16 protein-coding genes and 2 pseudogenes are annotated in these 19792 nt (G+C 69.5%); 7 read left to right on the top strand and 11 right to left on the bottom strand.

Annotated elements, in window-relative coordinates:
• The 3 genes from DT019_RS35520 to DT019_RS35510 all read left to right on the top strand — a co-directional run.
• A partial coding sequence (locus DT019_RS35520) for an FAD-binding protein (protein WP_114041122.1) occupies positions 1-578 on the top strand: 578 nt, incomplete at its 5' end.
• A 2-nt stretch (positions 579-580) separates the two neighbouring features.
• Positions 581-1525 (top strand): carboxylating nicotinate-nucleotide diphosphorylase, encoded by a 945-nt coding sequence (nadC, locus tag DT019_RS35515; protein ID WP_114041121.1) that lies wholly within the window; start codon positions 581-583, stop codon positions 1523-1525.
• Between the two features lie 612 nt (positions 1526-2137).
• Positions 2138-2695: a TetR/AcrR family transcriptional regulator gene (locus tag DT019_RS35510; RefSeq protein ID WP_114041131.1), complete on the top strand. Its 558-nt coding sequence runs from the start codon at positions 2138-2140 to the stop codon at positions 2693-2695.
• 147 nt (positions 2696-2842) lie between these two features.
• On the opposite strand, the gene DT019_RS35505 is transcribed toward DT019_RS35510, so the two are convergent.
• The 5 genes from DT019_RS35505 to DT019_RS35480 all read right to left on the bottom strand — a co-directional run bounded on the left by DT019_RS35505 (position 2843) and on the right by DT019_RS35480 (position 8037).
• Positions 2843-4054 carry an agmatine/peptidylarginine deiminase gene (locus DT019_RS35505; RefSeq protein ID WP_114041120.1) on the bottom strand — a complete coding sequence of 404 codons (1212 nt, stop codon included), beginning with the start codon at positions 4052-4054 and terminating at the stop codon, positions 2843-2845.
• Between the two features lie 54 nt (positions 4055-4108).
• Positions 4109-5278: an agmatine/peptidylarginine deiminase gene (locus tag DT019_RS35500; RefSeq protein ID WP_114041119.1), complete on the bottom strand. Its 1170-nt coding sequence runs from the start codon at positions 5276-5278 to the stop codon at positions 4109-4111.
• A 495-nt stretch (positions 5279-5773) separates the two neighbouring features.
• On the bottom strand, positions 5774-6463 hold the full coding sequence (locus DT019_RS35490; protein ID WP_189390226.1) for a GAF and ANTAR domain-containing protein: 690 nt from the start codon (positions 6461-6463) through the stop codon (positions 5774-5776).
• Between the two features lie 108 nt (positions 6464-6571).
• Entirely contained in the window at positions 6572-7270 is a 699-nt protein-coding gene (locus DT019_RS35485) for a GAF and ANTAR domain-containing protein (protein WP_223279928.1), read from the bottom strand.
• Between the two features lie 26 nt (positions 7271-7296).
• On the bottom strand, positions 7297-8037 hold the full coding sequence (locus DT019_RS35480; RefSeq protein WP_114041116.1) for a GAF domain-containing protein: 741 nt from the start codon (positions 8035-8037) through the stop codon (positions 7297-7299).
• Between the two features lie 844 nt (positions 8038-8881).
• Between DT019_RS35480 and DT019_RS35475 the strand changes: the two genes are divergently transcribed.
• The 3 genes and pseudogenes from DT019_RS35475 to DT019_RS35465 all read left to right on the top strand — a co-directional run bounded on the left by DT019_RS35475 (position 8882) and on the right by DT019_RS35465 (position 11752).
• Entirely contained in the window at positions 8882-9613 is a 732-nt protein-coding gene (locus DT019_RS35475) for a GAF and ANTAR domain-containing protein (RefSeq protein WP_114041115.1), read from the top strand.
• Between the two features lie 409 nt (positions 9614-10022).
• Positions 10023-11012, top strand: coding sequence for an esterase/lipase family protein (locus DT019_RS35470; RefSeq protein ID WP_114041114.1), 990 nt, complete (start codon positions 10023-10025; stop codon positions 11010-11012).
• A gap of 162 nt (positions 11013-11174) precedes the next feature.
• Positions 11175-11752 (top strand): annotated as a pseudogene (locus DT019_RS35465) (GNAT family N-acetyltransferase).
• A 119-nt stretch (positions 11753-11871) separates the two neighbouring features.
• On the opposite strand, the gene DT019_RS35460 reads toward DT019_RS35465, so the two are convergent.
• Complete coding sequence (locus DT019_RS35460; RefSeq protein ID WP_114041113.1) at positions 11872-12429, bottom strand: NADPH-dependent FMN reductase; 558 nt, start codon at positions 12427-12429, stop codon at positions 11872-11874.
• Positions 12430-12537: 108 nt separating this feature from the next.
• Here DT019_RS35460 and DT019_RS35455 point away from each other — a divergent pair, with 108 nt between their 5' ends.
• The gene (locus DT019_RS35455) at positions 12538-13008 is read left to right on the top strand and encodes a MarR family winged helix-turn-helix transcriptional regulator (RefSeq protein WP_114041112.1); all 471 of its coding nucleotides are present in this window, start codon (positions 12538-12540) and stop codon (positions 13006-13008) included.
• A gap of 1063 nt (positions 13009-14071) precedes the next feature.
• Here the strand turns inward: DT019_RS35455 and DT019_RS35450 are convergent.
• From DT019_RS35450 to DT019_RS40540, 5 genes and pseudogenes are all read right to left on the bottom strand, one after another.
• On the bottom strand, positions 14072-14830 hold the full coding sequence (locus tag DT019_RS35450; RefSeq protein ID WP_114041111.1) for an ANTAR domain-containing protein: 759 nt from the start codon (positions 14828-14830) through the stop codon (positions 14072-14074).
• A 51-nt stretch (positions 14831-14881) separates the two neighbouring features.
• Entirely contained in the window at positions 14882-15304 is a 423-nt protein-coding gene (locus tag DT019_RS35445; RefSeq protein ID WP_147267387.1) for a hypothetical protein, read from the bottom strand.
• 320 nt (positions 15305-15624) lie between these two features.
• Complete coding sequence (locus tag DT019_RS35440; RefSeq protein WP_114041109.1) at positions 15625-16767, bottom strand: hypothetical protein; 1143 nt, start codon at positions 16765-16767, stop codon at positions 15625-15627.
• A 31-nt stretch (positions 16768-16798) separates the two neighbouring features.
• A complete protein-coding gene (locus tag DT019_RS40545; RefSeq protein ID WP_223279927.1) occupies positions 16799-17983 on the bottom strand; it encodes a CHAT domain-containing protein in 1185 nt (394 codons plus the stop codon).
• A gap of 351 nt (positions 17984-18334) precedes the next feature.
• A pseudogene (locus DT019_RS40540) lies at positions 18335-19624 on the bottom strand (VWA domain-containing protein); the annotation flags it as partial.
• Between the last annotated feature and the right edge of the window lie 168 nt (positions 19625-19792).

Here is a 19792-nt window from a genome sequence, read left to right as displayed (position 1 = left end):
CCGTGCCCGGCCTCTACGCCTGCGGCGAGGCCGCCTGCACCGGCGTCCACGGCGCCAACCGCCTCGCCTCCAACTCCCTCCTCGAAGGCCTGGTCTTCGCGGAGAACATCGCCGCTGACATCGCGGGAACGCCCCACGCCCGACCCGAACCAGTGATCCCCGAAGGCACCACCCTCCCGCTGCTGGCCCCGGAGTCCCGCCTCGCGATCCAGCGGATCATGACGAAGGGGGCCGGAGTGGCCCGCTCGTCGGCCGGCCTCGCCGAGGCGGCCGCGCACCTCGAGGCGCTCGGCGCGGACGCCGCCGAGACTTCCGACGACCGCAAGACCGCCATCCCCGGCATCGAGGCCTGGGAGGCGACGAACCTCCTGTGCGTGGCCCGCGCCCTGGTCGCCTCCGCGCAGCCCCGCGAGGAGACTCGCGGCTGCCACTGGCGCGAGGACCACCCGGGCCGCGAAGACACCGACTGGCAGCGCCATGTGGTCGTACGACTGCGGCCGGACCGCTCCCTCGCCATCCACACCACCGACACAGCCGAATTCCCCCCGACCCTCCCCTCCCCTTTCCAGGAGCACTGATCATGAGCACCCTCAGCCTTTCCCGTGTCCAGCCCGCCGGCGGCAGGGCGGACGGCCTCGAATGCGGCCTCGACCCGAGCCTCGCGCGACTTCTCCACGAGGCGGGCCTGGACCCGGTCGAGGTCGACAACATCGCGCACATCGCCCTCGCCGAGGATCTGGCTTCCGGCATCGACGTCACCACGGTCGCCACGGTCCCGCAAGGCGCCGTAGTGACGGGCGACTTCACAGCACGCGAGGCCGGCACGGTCGCCGGGATCCATGTCGCCGAGGCGATCGTGTCGGCCGTCTGCACGGACACCTTCGAGGTCGAGCGCCACATCGAGGACGGCGACCGCGTCGAGGCGGGCCAGAGTCTCCTCTCGGTCACGGCCCGCGCCCGAGACCTGTTCACTGCAGAGCGCCCCGCCCTCAACCTCCTCTGCCGCATGTCGGGCATCGCCACGGCCACCCACTCCTGGGCGCGCGCACTTGAAGGCACCAAGGCCAAGGTCCGCGACACCCGCAAAACGACCCCGGGCCTGCGCTCCCTGGAGAAGTACGCGGTCCGCTGCGGCGGCGGCGTCAACCACCGCATGTCCCTCTCGGACGCGGCCCTGGTCAAGGACAACCACGCCGTGGTGGCCGGCGGCGTGACCGAGGCCTTCAGGCTGGTCCGCGAGAGCTTCCCCGAACTCGCCATCGAGGTCGAGGTCGACACCCTCGCCCAGCTCACCGAAGTCCTGGACGCGGGCGCCGACTTGATCCTCCTGGACAACTTCACCCCGGCGGAGACGGCTGAGGCCGTGGCCCTGGTCAACGGCCGGGCGATGCTCGAGTCCTCCGGCCGCCTGGTCCTCGACACAGCCCGCGCCTATGCCGAGGCGGGTGTCGATTACCTCTCGGTCGGAGCCCTCACCCACTCCTCCCCCGTCCTCGATGTCGGCCTGGACCTCCGACGCCTCTGACAACCGGCTACGAGACCTCGCACGACTTCCGGTAACCCCCGCAAGAAACTGCGGACGACAGCACGTGGACACAGGTGGTCGCCGCGCGGGGGCGTCGCATGGGTTCGCGGTGAAGCCACGGCATCGGCTTGGAGCAGCCCTAAGGTCTCGCTCGCTTCCGCGCGGGGGCGGGCTCGCGGCACTCCGCCGACCGTTCGTGCAGCGCTACGCGGACGAGAAGTTCGGCAAGGGCTGCGCCGGGCTTCGACGCCTCCAGGCGCAAGGCCCGGCAGCCTGGGCAGTTCTTCTTCACCAGAGCCTTTCTGTGTCGGGACCAGGCCAGGAAGAGGAATGCGGCCCTCAGCCGCAAGCGTGGCAGCTGTCGGCACACCGGCGCCCTCCCCCGCGGCCTCGGTCTTCTGCACGCTATCCCTGCGGACGCTCCTGTGTATGCCATTGGGGTCTCTTGCGCGGTCAGCCGCGCGCACTCGATGGCGGTGGCGGGCCGCTCGCGGCCCGGGGCCCGGCTCAGCGGCACGTCACTCTCCCTGAAGATTCGGTCAATCCGACCGTTCGGAGCGGGAGAGAGGAGCATTAGGGTGGTGGTTTGTGGGCGATCGAAAGACTGTGATCATGGAGGCTGCCGCGCGGGTCATCGCCCGTCGCGGGGTGCGTGGACTGCGTGTCGAGGAGCTGGCCGCCGAAGCCGGTGTCTCCACGGCGCTGATCTACTACCACTTCAAGGATCGCGCCGGAATTCTGCGCCGGACCCTGCAGTTCATCAATGACCGGGCCGAGCACTACACCACCGAGCGCGACGCGGCCGCCGGGCCCCTGACGCCCCGGCAGGAGTTGGAATTCACCCTGCTTCAGGAGCTTCAGGACGACGAGGTCGTCCGGGAGAACAGCATCGCCTGGGGTGAGCTGCGCGCCAGCGCCATCTTCGAGCCGGACCTGCGGGAGGACCTGGCCAAGGCCACGCTGGTCTGGGTGCACGAGGTGGCCGAGCTGCTGGGCCAGGTGCGCCCCACGGCCACGGCCGCGCGCCTCGCCCTCTCCGCCGAGCGGCTGACCGCCCTGGTGGAGGGTCTCAGCATGCGCTGGCTGAGCGGCGTCCTTCCCCTGGACCACGCCCGTGAGCTGGTGAGCGACGCCATTGACGCGGAACTGGATCGACTCGGGCGCAGGTGAATCCTGCCGCGGGCACGCATGTGCGTCGGCGTTCCAGGAGCGGGCTGTCGCAGTCCGGCAACGCAAGCGTCCGTCAACCGCTCACCGTCAGGCTTGTGTTCCTGACCGGGCCGGTGTGCTCCGCGGCAGGTGGGCGGCACCGCGCTCTCAGCCTTCGGAGGGCTTCCCGGGCTGGTCGTGGGTGGAGCAGTGGATCCCGCCACCCCCAGAGGCGATGTTGTCGATCTTCACGGGGATGATGTCACGGCCCGGGAAGTGGTCCCGCAGGATCTGCTGCGCACGGTCGTCGGCCCTGGCGTCTCCGAAGCGGGGAAGGAAGAGCGACTTGTTCGCGACGTAGAAGTTGATGTACGAGGAGACGAACGCGTCGCCTCGGCCGGCGATCCGGTCGGGGTCGGGCTGCGGCAGGTCGATCACCTTCAGCGGTGTGCCATGGGCGTCCGTGGCGTTCCTCAGTACCTCGCGCGCCTGGGCCGACGAGCGCGACCACACGTCGGCCGGCGCGCCTGGGAAGGGCTGGTCGAGCAGGACGACGCCAGGCGCGACAAAGCGGACCAGACAGTCCACGTGGGCATCGGTGATGTCCTGGTCACGCACCCCCGCGAACCAGATCACCTTGGTGACACCGAGGGCCTTCTTGAGCTCGGCCTCGATCTCGTCGCGGCTCCTGCCAGGGTTGCGGCGCTGGTTGACCACCGAGCTCTCGGTGACCATGAGGGTGCCCTGACCATCGGTCTCGAACGAGCCGCCCTCGGCCACGAGTGGCGTGCGCACCCGTCCGATCCCGTACTTGTCCAGCATGGCTGCGGCCAGCGCGGTGTCGTTGCCGTGCTCCTTCTGCTTGTTCCCCCAGCCGCTGAAGTTGAAGTCGACGCCCTTGAGTGTGCCGGACTCCTCCACGAACACCGGGACGGAGTCCCGGGCCCACAGGTCGTCCACGGGCAGCGGAACGACTTCCACGTCGTTGCCGCAGGCCTTCTGCGCGGCGTCGGCCTGCGCGGGACGAGCGAACATCACGACGGGTTCGTAACCGGCCACCGCCCGCGCCAGCCGGGCGATGTCCTCGCGCACGGCGGGCAGTTGCTCGGCCCAGATACCGGAGGACGCGGGCCAGGACATGAACGTACGCGCGTGGCTCTCCCACTCCGCACCGAACCTGCGCCCCGCCACGGTCGGTCCGGGCTGCCGCGAGGAGCCGGGTGCGACCGCTTGCCCACCTTCGTCGGAAGGAGCACAGGCCGCGGCTCCCAGGGTCAGGACACCGGCACCGGCGGCCGCCCGCAGCATCGTCCGACGGGAGGGTGAGAAGCGGGAGGAAGGGAGATCTTGCACGGGGCGCTCCGAACGGGGTGGGGGCATGAGAAGGGCTGGGCGGGGAACGGATCACGCAGGCGCAGCATGCCTGAGCGGGAGTTACGGCAGAGGTTCCTGCATGGTCGAGCAGTGGATGCCACCACCGCCGGACATCAGTCGGTCGACGTCGAGCTGCACCACCTCGCGGCCGGGATAGGCCGCCGAAAGGGTGCGCCGGGCTGCCTCGTCCCTCGCGTGGTCGCCGAACTGTGCGGCGATGACGCCGCCGTTGACGACGTGGAAGTTGAGGTAGGAGTCGACGAACTTCGGGTCCCGTGACCGCACGGTGTCGGGGCCGTCCACCCGGATCACCTGGATCCTGCGGCCCCTGGCGTCCGTGGCCCGGGACAGGATGGCGAATTGTTCGCGGGCGTCACGGGCCCACACGTCCTCGCGGTCCGCGGGCGGCAACTGGACCATCACCACGCCAGGCCGCACGAAGCGTGAGGTGACGTCGATGTGGTCGTCGGTGATGTCCTTGCCCTTGATGCCCGGGACCCAGATCATCGTGTCCGCGCCGTAGACGCGCAGCACCTCGGCCTCGATCTCGTCCCGGCTCATCTGTCGGTTGCGGTTCTTGTTGACCAGGCTGCTCTCGGTGGCCATCACCGTGCCGTCGCCGTCCGTCTCGACGGATCCCCCCTCCCCCACGAAGTCCGCCCGGCTGAAGGGCAGCCGGGCCCAGGCGGCGACACAGGACGCTGCCTCGGCGTCGTAGCGGTGGGTCTGCTTCTTGCCCCAGCCGTTGAAGTTGAGGCCGACCGCGTCGCGCCCTCCGCGGCCGTCGCGCCGGAACACCGGGGCGATGTCGCGCATCCAGAGGTCGTCGGTGGCGATCTCATCGGTCACGGTGACGGCGGGGCCGCACATCCGGCGGGCCTGGCGGACGCTGTAGTCGTCCGGGGCGCACATGATCACCGGTTCGAACCGGGCGATCGTCGCGGCGATCAACGCGATGTCTCCCTGGACCCCTGCGAGTTGTCGGCCCCAGACGGACTTGCGCGACGGCCACGACATCCAGGTGCGCGCATGGGGAACGTCATCGCGCTCCACCCGCCGGCGGGGACCGCTGCCGGTGCACGAGTCCGCGCCCTGTGCGAAAGCACGCCCCCCACCTGAGGTCCCGGGAGCAGCGCCCAGTCCGATGGCCCCCAGCACCCCCCTGCGCGAGGGCACGGCTCCCAGAGGACGGCGGCCGATCGGGCGGCTGTCGCCATACGGGTCACTCATGCGGATTCTCCGAATCAGGTCGTTCACTTGCCCGGTGCGCCGGGCAGGTCGGCGCCTCGGCGGACACCTGGAACAGCACCAGCGGTGGGTCGGCATACCGCCTCACCACGACGGCCTTGCCCCGCAGTGCTGCCCGGGCGTGCAGGCCGACGGCGAACCAGTGAGCGCACTCTATCCTGACTGAAAATTCAGTCAAGCTCCGAAACGCGCGGCGGCGGACCTCTTCGCGGTGCGGGTCAACGTGCCGTGTCGATGGCCTGCAACAGGACCGGAGCCAGCGCGGCGCCGGTACGGGCGCTGTCGAGGCAGGGGCCTTCGCCGAGTTCGAGCTGGTCTTCCTCCAGATGCCTGCACGCTTCGTCGGAGGCGGTTTCGGTGCCGGCGAATCAGCCATTCATTTGCGCCGAAAGAGCGGACGGGAAGCACCGTCGGCCCTTGTCCACCTTCCACCGGCCTGCATCAACTACTGGCCCCCGCAGGCGCGCTGGTCCGAGCTCAGTCCAGGCTGTGATGGTCGAGGACGTGTTCGGCGGTGCGCAGCAGGGGCTGATTGTGGCGGAAGGAGTGGGCGCGCAGCCGGGCCAGGGCGTCGTCGGGGGTGAGCTCGTATTTCGCGGCGAGGATGCCTGCGGCCGTATGGACAGTGGGCGGATAGCCCTGCGGTCCGCGCTGGGCGGGCCGGGAGTGGGTGGCGATCAGGTAGGGGTGCTCGTCGAGGGCGAGCAGCGCCACGATGCGGGCGTAAGCCGCAGCCCGGTCCTTCTGCGCCGCGGTGAAGGGGTCAGGGGTACAGCGGTAGAGGTCCATGGCGCCGATGAGAAGGTTGCCGATGGCCAGGGGCAGGGCCAGGACACGGCGCACGCCCTGGTCGCAGGCGAGGGCAACGAAGGCAGGCCACCGGTCCTCCGCTTGGTGCAGGTCTGCTTCGACGGGTTGGTGGTGGACGTAGGCGTCGGTGCAGGGCCCCTCGCCGGTGACCAGCTGGGCGTCTTCCACGGCCCTGGCGCGCTCATTGGTGGCGCAGGCCAGCAGCCGCAATTCGCCGGTGGTCACCAAGGTGGCGCCGCCGAAGTCGGCCTCCAGGTCCTCCACGCAAGCCCGGCAGGCGGTGCTCAGCGTGACGCTGCCGCTGATGCCGGCCGCACCAATCCGCCGCCATGCCGCGTCGTGATCCTCGGGGTTCATGGGCTGTCCTTCCGATGGACAAGCCCCGGGCACCTGGAGGAGCGGCACACATTCTCCGCCGGGGGCTGGGGCGGGTACCGGCATGCGGGCATACTGCACGGCGGATGATCAGGGACGCTCGACGGAGGTGGTGTCCAGTGAACCATCGATCAGCTGCTGACACAGCGCGGTCAGGGGCTGCCGGTGGTTGCGGGCGTGCCGACGCAGCGCGTCGAAGGCGTCGTCGAGCGTGGTGCCCCAGCGTTCGGCCAGCATCCCCTTGGCCTGCTCGATGGAGATGCGGCTGGACAGGGCGGCTCGTAGTTGCGCCCGCTCGACGTTGCCGTGGGCGATGGTCCGGTGCTGGAGGATCGCGATGGTCGCCACATCCGCCAGCGCCTGCGCCACGCGAACGTCGGCTTCGCTGAGGTTCTGTTCGCGGGTGTCGAACAGGTTCAGCGCGCCCACGATCTGCTGGCGCAGCCGCATGGGCAGGGCGTGGGTGATGGCGAAACCGGCCTGGCGGGCGTGTTCCGCAAAGCGCGGGAACCCGGCGGTCTGCTCGGCGGAACCAAGGGAGATGTTCAGCCGTGCTGCGCCATTGCGGTAGCACTCCACGCACGGCCCCTGGTCGACCTGCAGGGCAAAGAGCTCCAGCAGCCGGGTGTGCTCGTCCGACGCGGCGATCAGCTGGAGGCTGCCACCCGGATCGGCAAGCATGACCCCCACAGCGGATACATCCAGCAGGTCGTTGCAGCTGTCGCACAGCCTATGGAGGAAATCGATCAGATCGAATTCGTCGACCAGCGTGTCCACGGCGTCGACCATGGCCGCCAACAGTCGTTCCTCATGCCTCATTGCCCTTCAGTCCCTTCACCGGAAGTATCCGGCCCGTCCTCATTCTCCCGGAAGCTCAACCGCCTGGCGACCACGTCCTCGGCAACCTCCACAACGTTCCGCTCATGCTCGAAGGCGTACGCGCGCAACAGCAGGAGCGCCCGCGCAAGTGGCACTTCGGCCTGCACACTGATCATCCCGGTGGCCTGGTGGACGACGGCTCGGTACAACACCGAAGCCGTGTCCGCCGCGGCGAAGGCGTCCCTTTGCGGGCTGCCGTGCAAGAGCACGGCGGTCAGAGCGTTGGCTACGGACCACGCATCGGTCATCGTCGCGTCCGGGAGCGGACCCGGCACCGCGCGCTGCAAGGTCAAAGTCCCCAGACAGGCGGAGCCGACATGGAGCGGCAGGCAGAAAACGGCGCCGATGCCCAGCGCCTGCGCCTCCGGCAACAGCGCGGGCCACCGGCCGGGCGCGACCCGTGAGAGGTCCGGCACCAGGACCGGCGCACAGGAGGCCGATACCTCAGGGCCCGGCCCCTCACCCAACGTGAACTGCAGATCCTCCAGCCGTGTACTGGTGCCCTCGGTGAACCACAGCAATTCGTTCATGCCATCGGCGGTCGTCACACAGGCGGCGATGCCGTCCACGCCAAGGGCCAGGGCGCACAAATGGGGGTCGGCGCCGATCAGCTCGCTGTCGCCACCGGTGGGCTGCAGGCTCTTCAGTACGGCAGCCAGGTAACGGCCGGCGTTCACCGCTCCTCACCTCCCGGCACAGCCACCCTTCGTTCGCGACCAGAGCCCTCCTCGGCATGAGATGGACTCCCGACACCGCCCAGTCTAGGTATTTTCCGCCGTGCCCTTACCTCGTCCACGGCCGAACACGTCAGATCACGCCTTGATCCGACTCTGCGCGTGTGCGAAGCAGCGGATACGAAAGTGCACCAGGAGCCGCCACCGTCGACCGGCCCACCGCTTCCCGCCCGTGGTGGGGGCACCTGAACAGACCGGCCCGGGGACGGGTCCGGCCCGGTCTGTTCAGGTGCCCCCACGAGTCACAACCGTGCGCATGGAAGCGTCCGATGTGCGTGCCGTCGTTGCCGGTGTCGGCGGAGGCTTCGGCGTCGCCGTCCAGGAGGAGAAAGACCGCGTCCTGGAAAATCGCGACGCCTTTCCGCAACTGGCTGAATCCGATACTCCGGGCGGACCAGCACCACGGCCCTCACTGCGACGGCTGCGGGTTGCGACGCGTCCTGCCGGACGGGCGGAACGTTACATCCGTGGTCGGCAGGGCGGTGCTCGGCGAACGGGAACAGCAGTCGTGACGGTAGGACCGCTCCGCGGCCAACGACAGGAGATCGCGAAAAACGGGCAACTGCTACCGGCCCGGTTTCAGTCACCGGTCCGTAACCTCCTGTGTATCCACCGAGCAGGGCGTAGGGTGAAAGCGCAGGCTGCCCGTAGCCAGACCGCTCGTCCATCACCCCCGACATTGGCTTCCGATCCGGCAGCGTCGGCGGTGAATGCCGGAGATCGGGCATACCGACATGTCCACGCATGATCAGGGTGCTACCGCGCTTGTCGTCACAATGAGCCCAGGGTGAAGACCCCACAGCTGCAAGCTGTCGTCCTGGCCGCCCGCTTCGTGGGCCGGGTCCACCCGACCCAACACCTCGGCGAGGCGTGCAGGAACGCCCTGAACGGGGAGTACGCCGTGGGACTCACCCTGACCGCGGACGCCGCCCTCGCTCAGCGGGTGTCACTGTGTGCGGTCGGCGCGCTGGCCGCGCGAGGCGAATCGCTGCAGATCAGCCTCGGGGAAGGACCTTGCGTCCAGGCCCTGAGGCAGGGGGCACCGGTGCTCGCAGCCGATCTCGACGACGCGCGGAGCACAGAACAGTGGCCCGTGTACGCCGAACAGGCCAGGGCTCACGGTATCCGCGCGGTCTTTGCCCTGCCCGTGCTGAGCGGTTCCGATCCATCGGAGCAGTCCGGCCTCGTCCTCTCCCTCTACCGCGACCGGCCGGGCCTGCTCCCTGAGGTCGACCTGCACCTGGCCCAGGACCACGCGGACGCGGCCGACCTGCTGCTCCTCGCCACTCCCACACCGAGCGACGAAGAGTTCGCGCACACCTGGCTCCTGCCGACCGACGCGGTCGTCCACCAGGCAATCGGCATGATCAGCTACCGCCACGGCGTGACCACCGGCCAAGCGCTGGCACTGCTGCGTGCCCACGCCCACACCAGGGACATGGACCTGACCGCCCTCGCGCACGCCGTGGTCCACGAACACCTGACGCTGCCCGACCTCCCCGGCCCCTCACCACGCTGACGCATCCCGCAGCGCGGCGCACACCCCTTGCTCTGTGGTCGGCGCTCCGCTCGCGCCAGGTGGATGGATCGCCTGCTCTCGCCACTCCCTCACCGACGGCAGCATGGGTGAGAGCCGCCGCGCCTTCCCCGAGTCTCAACACCCCCAACAGGCACGCCGGTTGCCCCCCTGCGACAAGTTGAAGCCCACCTGGATACCGACGCCGCCGCAGCCATGCGGCAACGCGGCTCTGCCAGCCCGGCCCTCGACGTCAGCCCGCCGGAACCCGGCCGCGTACGCCCACGCGGCTGACCGGGCATGAGCCGAACGGGCGGATACCGCGCGCCGCAGGTGAGCGCGGCACAGGGGGTGTCGAAGCTGGGGCCGCCTCAAGTCCCCTTCGTCACCTCACCAGAAGGTACGCACCTCGATGCGTCGATCCCTCAGGGCCGCATGCGCCGCCCTGGCCACGGCGGTCTGCCTTAGCGCTGCCGCCCCCGCAGCTTCCGCGGCACCCTCGCGGTCACGGCGTGCCGAAGCAACGCCGCCGCGGCCGGCCGGACCCCTCCTCGGCCTCGGCGTCGTCAACTTCGGCACCGCACTGCTCGGTTCCCTGCCCGACCCCGAACGCTCCCCTGCCGGTGCCAACGACTTCAGCTGCAAACCGACCGCCGCCCACCCCTACCCCGCCATCCTCGTCCACGGCACCTTCGAGAACGCCTACGACAACTGGAGCGGACTGGCCCCCCTGCTCAAGAGCCTCGGCTACTGCGTCTTTGCCCTCAACTACGGCGAGACGAAACCCCACGCCCTGGTGAAAGCCGTCGGGCCCGTCCCCGACTCGGCGGAGCAACTCGCTATCTACGTCGACACGGTGCTCGCCGCTACCGGCGCGAAGAAGGTCGACCTCGTGGGCCACTCCCAGGGAGGCGGACTCATGCCCCAGTGGTACCTCCGCTTCCACGGCGGCGCCGCCAAGGTCCACCAGCTCGTCGGCATCAACCCCAGCAGTCACGGCACCACCCTGCTCGGCCTGATCCACCTCGCCGACGCCGTCCTGACCGTGGCCGGACACGCCGGCCAACCGCTCGGTTTGGACAGTCCCGCCGCCAAGGACCAGACCGTCGGCTCCCCGGTGCTCCAGCAGCTCTACGCCAAGGGCGACACCGAACCCGGCGTGAGCTACACCAACATCGTCACCAGGGTCGACGAGGTCGTCACCCCGTACACACACCAGTTCCTCACCCCCGGCCCCGGGGCTAGCGTCAACAACATCCTGCTTCAGAGCGTGTGCCCGCTCGAACTCACCGGCCACCTGGGCAGCCCGTACGACCCGAACGTCCACCAACTGGTCCTGAACGCCCTCGACCCCAGCCACGCCACCCCCGTACGCTGCACCCTCCTGACGGTCCCGCTGTAACCCAACCCGGCGGGCCCAACAGGCCGTCGACGGACCACAGCTCTCCGGGCGTGTTCGGTCGAACCAATGAAGCGGACACGTCTGCCGACGCGCCAAGAAAACACGTTGCGAGTGGCCCCGCATCGGCAGTCTGATGGGTCGGCCACCGACCAGGGAGGGACCATGAGAGCGTCGCTGCCCACCCCCTCGTTGCACACCGCTCGCCTTCGGCTGCGCGCCTTCGAGGACGCGGATGCGAACGACCTCTTCGCACTGCAGAGCAGCGCCCACATCCTGCGGTACTGGGACTCGCCCCCGTGGACCGACCGGTCACGCTCAGAGAAGTTCATCACTACGTGCCGACGGATGGAACAGGAAGGCACCGGGGCGCGCTTGGCCGTGGATCGCGTGTCCGACGGGGCGTTCGTCGGCTGGTGCACCTTGCACAACTGGAATCCGGACTTCCGCAGCGCGACGCTCGGCTACTGCTACGACAGTGCGTCGTGGGTCAGGGATACGCGACCGAGGCCGCGCACGCTCTGCTGCGATGGGCGTTCGAGACGCTGGACCTGAATCGCGTCCAAGCCGAGGTCGATACACGCAATGTGGCTTCTGCTCGCGTGCTGGAGAAGCTCGGCTTCGTGCGTGAAGGGACGTTGCGGGAGGACTGCGTCGTCAACGGCGACGTCTCCGACTCATGGGTCTACGGCCTCCTCAGGCGCGAATGGCGGCCGTCGTCCGAGCCGGTTCCCACCCACTGAGCTTTACCGCTTGGCCCACTGCCATCAGCCGAGCCCAGCAGCAGCTACCGCCGAAGTCGGACGGCCCGCCGCCCGTCGCAGGCCGTGGCAAGCAGGCCCAGAGCGGGGACCGGCAGTCGTCAGGCGAGGTTCTCGTCGAGGGTCAGCTTCGCCAACTCGTCCAGCAGCACAGCCAGTTCGCCGTCGAGTCCTTCGGAGGGGGCAAACGCTCCCTCCGAAACCAGGGAGTGGATGGCGGGTACGGCCAGGCGCCGCTGGGCGGGCCGGAGACCGAGCCGGGCGAGGACCGGCAGCAGCATCTCGGCGGCCGGCGCTCCGCCGGAGTCGCCGGCGGAGTAACTGACCAGGCCCACCGGCTTGCCCTGCCACTCCTGGTACAGGTGGTCCAGCGCGTTCTTGAGAGGCGCGGTGAAGCCCCCGTTGTACATCGGCATGACGAACACGAACGCGTCGGCGGCGCCGGCGATCGCACTCCAGTCACGCGTGTGCTGATGGGTGTAGATACCGGTGGAGGCGTACTCGGGCTCGTCGAGCAGGGGCAGAGCCAGCTCCCCGAGGTCGGTGAACTCCACGTCGAACGCCTCGTGTCCCCCTGCGGCGTCCGCGACCCAGCGGGCGAAGGCGCGGCCGTTTGAGACGGTTCGGGTACTGGTGGACAGGACAAGCAGGCGAGACATATCGACTTCTTCCCAAAGTGGTTGACGTGTCACCAATACTCAACCCCACACGCGGGTGGCCTGTCAACCATCTGCGTGACACGTCATCCATCGGGTTAGGGTTCCCCCATGACCTCTCCTCGCTGGCTGACCGATGCCGAACAGGACGCCTGGTACGCGTGGCGGCGGATGTTTCCACTCGTCAACGCCGAGATCTCCCGCGACCTCAGCACCGACAGCGGCCTTTCCGAGGCCGACTACGACGTTTTGTCCGTCCTCAGCGAGACTCCCGGCAGCCGCATGCGCGTCACCGGCCTCGCCGGCCTGATGCAGTGGTCCCGCAGCCGCCTCTCCCACCACCTCACCCGCATGGAACAACGCGATCTGATCCGTCGCGAGGACGTCACCACCGACGGACGCGGTGCCGAGGTCGTCCTCACCGACTCCGGCTCCGCGACCATCCATGCCGCCGCTCCCCTGCACGTCGCATCAGTACGCCGCCACCTGATCGACCACCTGACCCCGGAAGAACTGGCCACCCTCGCCAACCTCGGCGAGACCATCGCCCAACGCATGGGAATCACACGCAAAACCACTTAAGGATCGTCGGGCTGAGGTCCAGGCCTGCGGCATCTGCGGCATCTGCGCCGTCCACCACCGCACCCCCCTGCACCAGGCTCTGGTCCGCCTGCGCGCCCACGCCCACAGCCACGAGGTGGCCCTTGCCGACCTCGCCCGCGAAGTCACCGCCGACCGCATCCGACTCGACAACCCCGTCGACTGGGGTAGTCGCCGTGGGCGCGGGCGGGCCCGACCGGTTCTTCTGCTACCGGAATCCCAACGGCCGCACTGCAAGACGCGTACCGTCTCGACTCCTCCGTCCATGACGGGTACCCGTGCACGGGGCGGCCCAAGACGTGGGCGTTGGGCCTTCGGGCGGCCCGTGGGCTGCGGCGCCGTCCCAGACCAGAGCGGCGGCCCGGCCCGCCGGCCGCTCCGGTACGTCGAAGGGCCCGGTGCCTGGTGGCACTGCCCTCAAGGTTTGCGGGACTCGATCTGTAACGGCTCGCTGAGCGAGCACGCCGGGTTCGGTGTCCGCACATAGGGTCTGTAGAACGGGGCGCGCAAGCGTGCATCCGCCCCGGGGACAGTTGGTTGAACCATCAGGTACCAGCGCCGCCGCCACTGGGGCAGCGCCCCTCATCGGCGGCGGCCGCCACGCAAGGACGGCGGGCTCCCCTCCTCGCCGTCCTTGCGCCGGTCGTCCTCACCGGCCCACCGGGATGCGGCGGGAGCACACCCCGGGCTCGAACGGGTAGTGCGGACAGTGAGGCTGGAGCCGCGTGGTGTCGGCGACGCGGCTCCAGTCACCTCAGACCCGGGGTCCAGGGGCTAAGCGAACGGGCAGGAGCTCCACCGGCGGCCACGGCCAGCGAGGGCTGCCCTCTTTCGAGCGTAGGGCACGGCGGCTCGGGACGACATAGACGCTTGACGTATTGCGGGCAGCCGCTGAGCTTCCTCGAACCAGACAGGGCAGCACAGGGCCCCACAGGCGGCGAAGGCCGAACCGCCCACGGCGGAAGTCGCGGTACGGGCTACCAGGACCCGCCCCGGGACGCGTGTGCCGCCGCCAAGAGAGCAGGCACTCCCTCGTCGGTGTCCATCAGGAAGGGTCAGTGTGCTGGGTGGGTGGCTGTGCGCCGTGATTCGGTGGCGTGAAACCGGTGTCGATGACGCTCTGGGCGACTTCCCTGAGCAGGATCCGGTGACTTCGGGCGTGACTGCGCATCGCGTCGAAAGCACGGCTGAGCGTGATGTTCTGGCGGGCGGCGACGAGGCCCTTGGCCTGCTCGATGACGATGCGGTTCTGCAGCGCCGTGTGGAGCTGCCGGTTGACGGCGTGCTCCTGGCGGATGGTGCGGGCCTGGAGCAGGCTGACGGTGGCAGCATCCGCGAGGGCCTGGGCGAGGGCCAGGTCGTCGGCGTTCAGCGGCCGGTCACCGGTGTGCAGGAGCAGGAGGCTGCCAAGGCTGTCTTCGCGCAGGCGCATGGGGACAGCGGCGGCACCGGTGTAGCCGGCGTCGTGGAGTTGCGGGGTGAACTCGGGCCAGCGCATGGCGTCTTCATCGGCGCCGACCGGGCCATGGGTGGAGGCGGACCGCCGGTTGCGGTGGGCGTCCAGAGCCGGGCCCTGGCGGCAAGCCGAATCCAGTAGGCGTTTCAGGGCGGGGCCGGGGTCGCAGGGCGCGGGGCTGTGCAGATGGGGCGGAGGGTGGGCGAGGAACACCGCCGCGTCCGTGACGTCCAGGAGCTCTTGGCAGCGGACGGTCATCTGCTGAAGGAAATCGACGACATCGAAGTCCTCCACGAGAGTGTCGGCCAGTTCCACGAACGTGCGGGCGATGTGCTGTTCCCTGCTCATGGGCTTCCTTCTTGGTCTCCGGCACCGGCTGTCGTGAAGACGTTCGCCCGGTCACACGTGGTCATGGGGGCAGTTCCTGTCGGAGGACGTCGCGGGCGTCGTCGGTGATGGACTGGCCCGGGGCGTCGGCGCGGGCACGCGCTGACGGGCTACCGGCGCAGCGTCTGTTCGCTCACCGAGCGGCAGAGCGCGGAGGGCCGGCTGGTTGCCGAGGCGTTGGCCGATCACATCCTCGGTCCCCACCGCTACGGCACCGATACGTACGGGCCACACGAACAGGGCCGCGACACCCAGCTCTTCGACCTCAGGAGTGAACTGTGGCCGCAGCTCGGCCGGCAACCGGCTGGGGTCGGGGATCTCGCCCGCCCCCGCCAGGACAGAAAGACGCAGGCCGGGTCCTTGACCGAGGATGAACTGCTGGTCGTCCAGACGGGCACTGGTGGCGTCGCAGCACCACACGAGCTCCTGGTTCACCGTTACGGCCATCCTGCCCAGGCCCAGAGCGTGCGCACAGGCAGACGTCCACGCCTGTCGTCGGCTCTCATTCGCCTGCACGGGCAGGCCGGCCAGGAGTTCCCTCACCGTCGAGCCCATCACGACATCGCTTTCGTTAGTCCCGGCCATGGGCCGGCGGGACGCCGACCACATCTGACCAGCCTAGTGATGTCAACACGCCGCGACAGCGGTAAGACCGGACATCCGCCAGGCCACACGGGGCGGTCCGGGACGCCGAAGGCGGCCCCTCCCGGCAGTTCCCTGATGGTCCCGCGATGCGACGCACAAAGCCTCAGTGATCACATCGCATCCCTGATCGCGGAGGCGAGTTCCGGCAGGTTCCAGTACGCGGAGTGCGTCCATAGCCCTGCGGTGGCCGTGTGAGGCAGCGGTAGGTCGATCGGGGAGGTGCCGTCGGCGAGACGGAAGACGCGGGCGGCAGCGAAGGCGAGGATGTCGAATGGCTGCCACAGGTTCGTCCAGCGCCCCAAGGAACTCGGCAGGGTGACCGGCCTTCGTTCGGTGTAGGGCGAAAGCTGTCCTCCGCGGGGGTCACAGAGGTGAAAGTACGACGGTTGGGAACCGAAGGTGAGCAGCGAGGACGTCCACAGCGGTTCCTGGGCGGTGGCCATGTCGACGGCGATCACACCGCCGAGGCTGTGCGCAACGACCCGGACGGGGCGGTCAGGTCGGCGTCCCAGTTCGGGATCGACGGCCGCGATCTGTTCCCGTATCCGGGCGTGGATCTGCTCACGATGGCGCTGATAGACCAGTACGTCGCCGAGGAACCGGGTGGCGCCAGGTCCGATGCGGCTTCGCACGGTGTGGTTCATCCTGCCCGCGACCGCCTGCATCGCCGCGCCTGCGACGCGGTCGAGGTCCGCGAGTCGGCGCCGGATCAGAGCGCGCAAGCCTTCAGTGGGTGCTTCACCACGAAGCCCTGCCCAGGAATCATCCGGCTCCTGCAGGTCGGTGACCGCATGGGCGATGGCCTTTCCCGTCTCGCTGAGAAGAGCCGGGTCATCGGCCAGTGAGAGCCAGCGCGTCGCCGGCCACTCGTCGGCGAGCGCCGCACGTACTTGGTCCCAGTCCGGGCTGTCGCGGCCATCGCGCAGTCCGCTGTTCCGCGATGCGTCCAAGGTGTGGCGGACCGCGTCCTGCAGAGGCGCGGGCAGGTCACCTGGGACAGGCTGTGCGGTTTCCGCGAGAAGAGTGGCCACCAGCAAGTCCGATGGTACGTCCCCGGCCTCCGGGGTGTCCCGCAGCCCGGAAGAGCGAGAAGGGAGGGCGAGATCGACGAATCGGTCGTCCGCGCCGAGATCACCCCAGTAGACGGGTACCAAGGTCGTGTCCGCGGCCACCTGCAAGGCCGCGACGGTAGCGGTAAAGGCGTGCGGGTCGCGGTTGCCGACGCCATGAATGACGAAGACCGGATGGTCCATGTCTCTCCTGTTCCGGGTGTGCTGGTGTCTCCTAGGGGATGGCGGCGCGTGCTGCGGGGCTGCCGTAGACGGCGTACGCCAGCCAGGTGGGGTCCCCGCCCTGATCACGGATGGCCCGTCGTGCGTTCAGCGTGGCCTGCCCCAGGCTCTGCCGCTGGGTGACCAGACGCTCGTAGAAGGTGTCGGCGAAGAGCAGCGCGGAGTCGGACCGTACCGGCCACAGGGTGCCGACGAAGGCGCCCGCGCCGGCCTGCAGGAACTGCGCTGCCCAGCCCAGGCTGGTGGAGAACCAGTCGATCTGTCCCGCGCTGCGACAGGCGTTGAAGAACACCAGCGGGTGGGTGGTGCGCAGAGCACCGGACTGGGTGGCGTAGGCGAGATCGATCGGGTCGAAGAGGCCGTCCGCCATGGTGACGTGAGAACCGGAGCTGGTGAAGGCGTTGTGGCAGGCGAAGTGCAGCAGCCCGTCGAGCCCTTCGTCGATGAGGCCGCTCACTGCGGCGCGATGGGTCAGCGTGCCGCCGTCGGTCACGGCATCGCCCAGTCTGGCCCGGAGGGCGACCACTTCGCGTTCCGCTTCGGGAGGCGAGCCCGGTGGCACCACGAAGGCGGCGCGGGACAGGGACAGTTCGCGCACCCGGTCCTGCCCGAATACCCGGCGGACCACGGGAAGCCACTCGGCGAGGAATCCGTCGCCCTCCCGCTGGCCGTCCAGGGGATACAGCAGTTCCCAGGGCACGGCATCGTGGTCACCGAGGACGGTCAACGAGGTGACGCGCCCCGCTTCCGCCCAGAACTGCTGGCGCACGGCGTCGGGCACCGCCGTCGCCCACAGCTGCACACCGAGGTTGATCAGCCGTCGGCGTGCCTGGCTGTGATCCCCGCCGCTGTCCCGCCCGGCCGCGGCGGCCGTACGCCGCAGTTCGTCGTAGATCCGCTCGCGTGCGCCGTGGGATCCGCCCGCCACGAGGTGGAAGGACTCGGGTGCGTACGTGGTTTCGCTGAGCAACTGGAAGCTGTAGGCGCCGTCCGTGCCTTTGAGGACCTGCAAGGTCACCTCGCCCGGGTCGAACGCGAGAGTGGTGAGCGGCGCCCGGCGCGGCGGGCCCGCCCTGGCCGGTGTGTCGGGCCGCACGGAGACCTGGGTGCGCAGTTCACCGAGGAAGGTCCCCTGGTGGAAGGCCCGCACGGTGACGGTGTGCAGGCCGGGCGCCATGGTCCGCAGGCCGAATTGCAGCCAGGGTGAGTCCTGGCCGGGACGAACGGTGAGCCACTGCTGCAGATCTCCCAGCGCCAGCAGACCTGGAGCGTGCACGGTGATGAGGAGCCGTGCTCCCGCCGCCGGGATGGGAAACGCCCGGAGCGCCACGCCGGAACCATCCGTTTCCCGGGTGACCCGCACATGTAGCGGAACCTCCCGGTCGGGAGGCGCCTGCTCGACCAACTCCGCTTCCAGGAGCCGCGGCTCCCCGCCGTGCCTCTCACTCCCCGTCGAGACGCCCTGTTGCTGTGGCACCTGCGGGACACCACTTACGGATTCCGGCCGGCTCGGGGCTTCACCAGGTGGTCTCCTCGTGCGGGCCGCTTTGGTCGACCGTATTTCCAGGGTCGTCGCATCGGCGTCCGCGGCCTTGGCTCTGAGCCGCACGGTGCCGGTCGCGGCATCGACCACGTCGACCAGCCGCGCCAGCAGTTTCACTGTGTCTTGGTTCCCCAGAGCGTGCGCCAGCTGAACCGCCCTGCCCAGTCTGTCCGTTGCCCGGTCGTCGTCACCGGCCTTGCGGGCGTCGAGGCCTTCCTGGATGGCCCGGGCCAGGTCCGCCTGCCCTGTGTGGCGCGCCACCTGCTCATCGATCGACGTGGACGCCTCCGCGTCGGCGGTCCACTGGGCGCGTACCAGGGCCTGGGCGAGGGTTGTCGCGGCACCATCGTCCTGCGGGATCACCAGCTCGACCCGGACGGCGAGCATTTCCTGGCCCGTGCCACCGGCCGGGACCCGGGCGCGGATGTGGTAGTCGCGGGACTCCAAGCCCCAGGAACCCGTCGGATAGTCCCCGGCGCGCGGTCCCGCCGCACTGCGCCTGCCGGTCAGGTCTTCGAGGGTGGGCGCGACCTGCTTGACCGACACGACGTCCACGCCCATAGGCGTCCACAGCCGCAGGGCGACGTTCTCGGTCCCCTTGCCCGTCACTTCCGACATGATCTGCGTGAGCTCGTCGGGGAGCCGGGCCGGGTCGGCGATGATGTCGACGCTGCCCAGCAGTGCGGAAGCGATGGCCGCGAGCTCCTTCACGTCCCCGTCCGTACCGACGCCGCGCACATCGCAGATGAACCGTCCCGCGCAGGCGTCGAGCGCCGCCTTGAGTGTCTCGGGCGACTCGTGTTCGTTGCGGCCGGCGGTGAGCAGGATGCCGTGCCGGTACGGTCCTTCGGCCGACCGCAGCAGCCGCTCGGCGAGCCGCAGCCAGCTGCCGAACGCGGTTCCGCCGCCCGCGGTGAGCCCTTGCAGCGCCTGTTTGGCCAGTTCGCGGCTGGCCGCATTCGCCACTGCCAGCCGGCCGTCCCCCGGAAAGACCTCGGCGGCCCGGTGGGTGCCGCCGACCACGGCGAATTGCGTGCCGTCGCGCAGCATGTCGATGGCGGCGGCCGTGGCTTCCCTGGCACCCCGCATCGTGATCGGCGGACAGTCCATGGAGCCGGAGCAGTCCACCATGATCACCACGGCGGCGTCCGGGCCCCGCGCGGCCCGGGGCGGTCCTACCCTGTTCCCCCTGACGATGGCGTTGACGTCGCGGCCACCCTCCGGCAAGTACGCGTTCTGGTAGACGTCGACACGGAACGTCGAGGATCTGGCCATCAACTCGCTCCCCCTCAACCGTGCCACGGCTGGGCGGCGTCCCTTTGCAGCGTGCTCGCAGATTCGGGCCAGGGTCGGCGGCCACGGTGGAAGACGAACGGCTTCATAGCCGTCAACATACCGATCTCGAAAACAACACCGCCCGGGAAGGCGGAAGTTGGCCGGGCG

The sequence above is a fragment of the Streptomyces sp. SDr-06 genome (assembly GCF_003324565.1).
Taxonomy (GTDB): Bacteria; Actinomycetota; Actinomycetes; order Streptomycetales; family Streptomycetaceae; genus Streptomyces.
The sequence above is the reverse complement of the archived record's forward strand: the minus strand, read 5'-3'. Positions and strand labels throughout refer to the sequence as shown.